Annotated in this window: 7 protein-coding genes; 2 read left to right on the top strand and 5 right to left on the bottom strand. The window is 75.2% G+C overall.

The features are described 5' to 3' along the window. Both ABZ805_RS12705 and ABZ805_RS12700 read left to right on the top strand, forming a co-directional pair. Positions 1-743, top strand: a 743-nt coding sequence (locus ABZ805_RS12705; RefSeq protein ID WP_358438486.1) for a peptidyl-tRNA hydrolase, incomplete at its 5' end; no start/stop codon positions are given. A 182-nt stretch (positions 744-925) separates the two neighbouring features. Next, complete coding sequence (locus tag ABZ805_RS12700) at positions 926-1,777, top strand: LLM class F420-dependent oxidoreductase (RefSeq protein ID WP_358438483.1); 852 nt, start codon at positions 926-928, stop codon at positions 1,775-1,777. A gap of 49 nt (positions 1,778-1,826) precedes the next feature. Here ABZ805_RS12700 and ABZ805_RS12695 read toward each other — a convergent pair whose 3' ends face one another. Genes ABZ805_RS12695 through ABZ805_RS12675 form a run of 5 tightly spaced genes read right to left on the bottom strand, consistent with a single transcriptional unit; the run spans position 1,827 to position 6,110 of the window. Continuing rightward, positions 1,827-2,432 (bottom strand): energy-coupling factor transporter transmembrane protein EcfT, encoded by a 606-nt coding sequence (locus tag ABZ805_RS12695; protein ID WP_358438480.1) that lies wholly within the window; start codon positions 2,430-2,432, stop codon positions 1,827-1,829. After that, positions 2,429-3,103, bottom strand: a complete 675-nt coding sequence (locus ABZ805_RS12690; protein ID WP_358438477.1) for an ABC transporter ATP-binding protein — start codon at positions 3,101-3,103, stop codon at positions 2,429-2,431. The genes ABZ805_RS12695 and ABZ805_RS12690 overlap by 4 nt, the downstream gene beginning before the upstream one ends. Next, positions 3,100-4,224 (bottom strand): thiolase family protein, encoded by a 1,125-nt coding sequence (locus ABZ805_RS12685; RefSeq protein ID WP_358438475.1) that lies wholly within the window; start codon positions 4,222-4,224, stop codon positions 3,100-3,102. The genes ABZ805_RS12690 and ABZ805_RS12685 overlap by 4 nt, the downstream gene beginning before the upstream one ends. Then, positions 4,221-5,546 (bottom strand): AMP-binding protein, encoded by a 1,326-nt coding sequence (locus tag ABZ805_RS12680; RefSeq protein ID WP_358438473.1) that lies wholly within the window; start codon positions 5,544-5,546, stop codon positions 4,221-4,223. Before ABZ805_RS12680 ends, ABZ805_RS12685 begins: the two co-directional genes overlap by 4 nt. Further along, a complete protein-coding gene (locus ABZ805_RS12675) occupies positions 5,547-6,110 on the bottom strand; it encodes a biotin transporter BioY (RefSeq protein WP_358438470.1) in 564 nt (187 codons plus the stop codon). It abuts the gene before it with no gap. Positions 6,111-6,318 lie beyond the last annotated feature (208 nt).

Here is a 6,318-nt window from a genome sequence, read left to right as displayed (position 1 = left end):
GCTACGCCTCCTGGCTGGCGATGCCCACCGAGGCGACCGCGGACACCTCCGACGAGGACCCGGACGAGGTCGTCCTGATGCCGATGGTGCTGCGCATCGAACGCGGCACCCCGCCGGGCCGGACCGCGCTGCTGGAGGCCGCGGCCGCCGCGGCGCTCGCGGTGTGCCTGGACGAGCGGACCGAGCCGGGCGGGGAGTGGCACGAGCCGTTGCACCGCTGGACGTCGGGCCGCATCCGCAAGGTGTCCCGGCGGGCTCGCGGCGCGCACTGGGCCGCGGTGCAGGACCTGCCGGGCCGCACCGCGGAGGTGGACGGTGCCCAGGTGCGCGCGTTCCTGCCGTCGCGGGTCGCCGACATGCCGCGGGAGCTCACCCGGCTGCAGATCTCCGGCAGCGAACTGGACGCCGACGAGCCGGGGCCGCCCCGTCCGGACGCACCGGTGCTCTGGTTGAACCCGCACGTCCCGATGAGCGCGGGGAAGTCCGCCGCGCAGGTCGGGCACGCCACCATGTTCCTGGCCGCGCTGCTGCACGGCGAGGGCCGCGACGACGAGGTGGCGCGCTGGTCGGCGGCGGACCTGCCCTGCTCGGTGCGCACCGCCGATCCGGCTACCTGGGCGCGGTTGCTGCCCGGCGACGACGCGGAGACCGCGTGGCGCCGCGACGGGGTGGCGGCGGTCCGGGACGCGGGGTTCACCGAGGTCGATCCGGGCACCGTGACGGTGCTCGCGCAGTGGCGCTGACGAGCGGACCAGTGGTCGCCGCCCCGGCCTCGTTGGGATCTCGCGCGCCGACGTGACGAGAACTCCTTGCGCCGCAACGGATTCCTGCTGGACCTTTGGTCCTCGGCCAAACGCTTGCTAGGGTCGAGAGGTCGATCTCCACCAGGCTCTTTCCACGCAACGCCGCGGGAGAGGGGAAATCCGTGCGACACGGCATCGTGCTGTTCACCAGCGATCGCGGGATCACGCCGGGCGACGCCGCGGAGGCGGCCGAGCAGGCCGGTTTCGACACCTTCTACGTCCCCGAGCACACCCACATCCCGATCAAGCGCACCGCCGCGCATCCCGGCACGGGCGGCGCGGAGCTGCCCGACGACCGCTACCTGCGCACCCTCGACCCGTGGGTGAGCCTGAGCGCCGCGGCCGCGCGCACCACCCGGATCGAACTGGCCACGGCCGTGGCGCTGCCGGTCGAATCCGACCCCATCACGCTCGCCAAGACGATCGCCTCCCTCGACCTGCTCTCCGCCGGCCGGGTGGTGCTGGGCGCCGGGTTCGGCTGGAACACCGACGAGCTCGCCGACCACCACGTGCCCGCGCACCGGCGCCGGGCCGCGCTGCGCGAACACCTGGCGGCGATGCGCGCGCTGTGGACCGAGGACGAAGCCTCCTACTCCGGCGAATTCGTGCGCTTCGGACCGTCCTGGGCGTACCCGAAGCCGTCCCGCATCCCGGTGCTGATCGGGGCGGGCGCCGGGCCGAAGACCTTCGCCTGGATCGCCGCGCACGCCGACGGCTGGATCACCACGCCCGCCGACACCGACGTGGCCGGGGGAGCGGACCGGCTGCGGACGGCCTGGGCAGAAGCGGGGCGGACGGGCGAACCGGAGATCCGCGTGCTGGCCACCCGGAAGCCCGCACCGGACCTGCTCGCGGAGTGGGCCGACTGCGGTGTCACCGAAGCGATCTGGGGACTGCCCGACGCTTCCCCCGACGACGTGCGGGCCTACCTGGCACGGCACGCCGAACGGCTCGGCGTCACCGCACCCGCCTGACCCGGCCGGCCGAACCGGAACCACCCGCCGCCACTCGGGAAACGGTCCGCTAGTCGTCGCCGACCCCGCGCGCGGCGAGGGCCTCGCCCAGCTCGTCGGAGTGGCGCAGCGTGCGCACCAGGAACGGGACGGCGAACGCGCTCGGCGACCGGTCCGCGTTCCGGGCCCGCTGCGCCTCCCGCGTCTCCGCGGCGATGATCGACAGCGCGGCGACGGCCTGCAAAGTCAACCCCACCAGCAAGCCCACCCGCTCCGGGCGCACGCCGACCCGCCGCAACGGCGACAACCCGCGCTCCACCGCCGACACCAGGTCGTCGACCCGCGTGGTCAACGTGAACAGGTTCGCCGCCGCGATCGCCGCCAGCAGCCGCAACGTCACCACCCCGGCCTGCTGCGCACCCAGCGTCCACCACTGCAACAGGAAGATCACCGCCAGCAGCGGCAGCAGCAGCCGGGACACCTGCCAGCAGCGCCGCAGCGGGATCCGCGCCACCGCGTACGCCGCCAGCACCCCGGCCGCCACCGCACCCAGCGCGACCGGCGAACCCAGCAGGAAGATCAGCACCGCGAACGCCAGCAGCAGCGCGAACTTCACCCCGGCCGGCGTCCGGTGCAGCACGCTCGACCCCGGCTCGTACAGCCCGATCGGGCTCATCCGGCCAGTTCCCGGTAGTGCGCCAGCGCCGCCGCCGGGGTGTCGTCCGCGGCCACCCGGCCCTCGTCGATCACCACCACCCGGTCGAACCCGTCCAGCAGGTGCAGGTCGTGCGTCACCAGCACCACCTGCTGCGGCAACTCCTGCAGCAGCTCCACGAAGTGCCGCTTGTTGCGCAGGTCCAGCAGCGTCGTCGGCTCGTCGCACACCAGCACGTCCGGCTCCAGCACCAGCATCGAGCACAGCGCCAGCAACTGCTTCTGCCCACCGGAGAGCTGGTGCGCCGGGTGCTCCGCGTAGCCGTCCAGGCCGTGCGCGGCCAGCACCTCCGCCGCCCGCCGCTCCCGCTCCGCCTTCGGCACACCGTGCCTGCGCAGTGAGAACGCCACGTCCTCCCCGGCCGTCGGCATCACGATCTGGCTGTCCGGGTTGGTGAACACGAACCCGACCCGGCGGCGCACCGCCCGGCCCTCCCGCGCCGGATCCAGCCCGTCCACCAGCACCCGGCCCCGCGTCGGCGACACCAACCCGTTGATCATGCGGGCGAGGGTGGACTTGCCGGACCCGTTCGCCCCCACGAACGCGACCCGCTTCTCGGACAGCCGCAGGTCGACACCGTCCAGCACCGCGTGCTCGCCGTAGGCGTGCCCGACGCCCTCGAACTCGATCACTCCACTCGCTCCCACACCGTCGCCACGCCCAGCCCGCCACCGGAGGACAGGGCCGCCACCCCGGTGCGCGGCCCGTCCTCGCGCACCATGCGGCTGAACAATCGCACCACCAGGACCGCGCCGGACGCGCCCCAGGGGTGCCCGAGCGCGATCGCCCCGCCGTCCGGGGACACCGCGCGCTCGTCGATCCCGGCCGCATCGGTGCAGGCCAGCACCTGACCGGCGAAGGCCTCGGTGAACTCCACGAGCTCCGGGGCGGGCCGGTCGCGCAGCACCTGCCGCAGCGCGGGCACCGCACCCAGGCCCAACCGGTTCGGATCGACCCCGCAGGTGCGCTCGGCCACCAGCCGCAACCCCGGCACCCCGAGCCGGCGGCGCTCCCGCTCGCTGGTGACCAGCACCGCCGCGGCCCCGTCGCTGATCCCGCACGAGTTCGCCGCCGTCGCCGTGCCGTCCGCCGTGAACGCCGGGCGGAACCGGGCCAGCCGCTCCGGGGTGAAACCGCGCCGCGGCCGTTCGTCCCGGAGCCCGTTGAAATCGACCAGCTCCGCGTCGAACCGCCCCGCGTCCTGGGCGGCGACCGCGCGCTCGTGGCTGCGCGCCGCGAACTCGTCCTGCCGCCGCCGCGACACGCCCGCCTCCGCCGCCACCAGGTCCGCCGCCGGGCCCATGTCCGGATCGCCCACGTCGGCCGGCGCGAACGCGGCGCGCGCGTAGAACCGCGGCGGCTCCGCGACCGACCGGGGCCGGTGCGCCCGCCACGGCGCCGTCGATGCGCTCTCCACCCCACCGGCCAGGAAGCGCTCCCCGGCGCCGCCGCGCACCAGCGCCGCCGCGGCCACGATCGCGCTCAACCCGCTCGCGCACTGCCGGTCCACCGACATGCCCGGCACCTCGGGGCCGAACCCGGCGCGCAACGCCGCCACCCGGGCCGGATTCCCGCCGGGGCCCAGCACGTTGCCCAGCAGCACGTCGTCCACCGAATCCAGGCCCGAATCCCGCAGCGCCGCCGCCAGCACCTGCGCGGCCAGCCGGTCCACCTCCCAGTGCTGCAACACCCCGCCGACCTCGCCGACGGGGCTGCGGCGGGCGGCGATCACCACCGGTTCACGATCGATCACGACGGCACCTCCGCGTCGAGTGCGCCGTCCCGCAGCAGCCGCGCCACCTCGGCCCGCGCCGGTTTCCCCGCAGGCGTGCGGGGCAGCTCGGGCAGCACCAGCCAGCGGCGCGGCCGCTTCGCCGGTTCCAGGTGGCGGGTCGCGTCCCGCAGCCGCGCCCGCGTCGGCGGCGATTCCGGGTCGAGCTCCAGCACCGCGGTCACCAGCGAGCCCAGCCGCCGGTGCGGCGTGCCCGCCACCACCACGTCCAGCACCCCGGGCAGCGCGCGCAGCACCGCCTCCACCTCCTCGGCCGCCACCAGGTGCCCGCCGGTGCCGATCACCGCACCGGAGCGGCCCAGCACCGTCAGCGCGCCGTCCTCGTGGCGCACCGCCCGATCACCCACGCCGCACCAGCCCGGCTCGGCGGGCCGGAACTCGCCGCCGCGCAGGTAGCCGTCGAAGACCAGCTCGGACCGCGCCCACAACGCGCCCGGCACACCCGGTGGGAGGGAAGCACCGTCCTCGTCGCGCACGTCCACCTCCACCACCGGGCGCAGCCGCGGCTCCCCGCGCCGCACCGCGACCAGCGACAACTCCGCCGCCCCGTAGTACTCCAGCAGCTCGCAGCCCGGCACCACCCGGTGCAGCCGGGCCTCCAGCTCCGCGTCCACGGCCGCGCCACCGCACACCACCAGCCGCAGCCGGGGCCGCGGCTCCGGTGCCCGCTCCCACACCGACAGCAGCGCCGTCAGCATCGCGGGCACCACGTGCACCACCGCCGCCTCCCGGCACGCCTCGGCCGCCGCCGTCGCCGACCAGCGGCGCAGCAGCCGCAGCGGCGCGCCCTCGTGCACCGCGTGCAGCGCGCCGAACAGGAACAACGACGAGCTCAACGGGCCCGGCACCAGCACCTCGTCGTCCGGGCCCAGCGGCACGTCCAGCGCCCGGAAGCTCTCCAGCCAGGAACGCCGCGACCGCACCAGCACCTTCGGCGCCCCGCTGCTGCCCGACGTCGTCGGCAGGTAGAACCAGGTGCGCTCACCGCCGCGCGGCGCTACCGGCTCGCCCGGCTCCGGGACGCCCGACACCACGACGTCCGGGGCCGCGTCGGCCAGCACCTCGTCCCGCCGCGACCAGTCCGGATCGACCACCAGCGCCGCCGCGCCCGCCAGCTCGGCGCCCAGCACCCAGCCCAACCGGTGCACCGGCTCCGGCTCGTCCACCGCGACCCGGGACGCGCCCGCCAGCGCCCGCGCCGCACCGTGCGCGCGCCGCCGCAGCTCCGCGCCGTCCCAGGTCACGTCATCGCAGGTCACCCGCGAGATCAACGCCGGGAACATTCAGCGCCGCACCCCGGCCGACGACGGCAGCGCCCGGTGCACCGCCGCCGCCACCAGCGACACCAGCACCAGTTTCACCGCGTCACCCGGCAGGAACACCAGCGACTGCACCGCGGCCGCACCCAGATCACCCGTGAACAGCGCCCAGTACGGGATGCCGATCAAGTAGTCCGCTGCGATGCCCGCCAGGTTCGCCACCAGCAGCAGCGGCAGCCCGGGACGCGGCAGCCCCCGCTGCACGATCAGCCCCACCACGACCGCCGACAGCAGCCAGCCGATCACGAACCCGCCGCTCGGCCCCGCGAACGGGGCGATGCCGCCGCGCCCACCGGACAGCAGCGGCAACCCGATCGCCACCAGCGCCAGGAACAGCAGCACCGAGGCGCCCGCCCGGCGCGCTCCCAGGATGCTGCCGGCCAGCAGCGGGCCCATGTTCTGCAACACCACCGGTACCGCCGCGCCCGCCAGGTACAGGCCGGGGAACAGTCCGAGCACGGCGATGAACGCCGCGAACACCACGGTCCTGGCCAGGTCTGCGGCCGGTTCGGTGCGCTGCGCGGGCACGACGCCTCCTCACGAGGAATCACGGGATCGGCGTCAACGTACCCGCAGGTGGGGCCGGGACAGAAAGACCTGCGCCACATTGTGGAACCCGACAACCCGTTTCGGAGTGAACGGACCGCTGGTCCGACGGGATGGGACGAACGGTCCGTTCACTCCGCGCTCCCGGCCGGGGTGAGCGGACCGCTGGTCCATCGGGTTCGGACGAACG

The sequence above is a fragment of the Saccharopolyspora sp. NPDC047091 genome (genome assembly GCF_040643635.1).
Lineage (GTDB): Bacteria > Actinomycetota > Actinomycetes > Mycobacteriales > Pseudonocardiaceae > Saccharopolyspora_C.
The sequence above is the reverse complement of the archived record's forward strand: the minus strand, read 5'-3'. Positions and strand labels throughout refer to the sequence as shown.

Bases quoted from the DNA above. Each gene is read 5' to 3' on its own strand.
- ABZ805_RS12695 (WP_358438480.1), bottom strand. From the start codon at position 2,432: ATGAGCCCGATCGGGCTGTACGAGCCGGGGTCGAGCGTGCTGCACCGG.
- ABZ805_RS12680 (WP_358438473.1), bottom strand. From the start codon at position 5,546: ATGTTCCCGGCGTTGATCTCGCGGGTGACCTGCGATGACGTGACCTGG.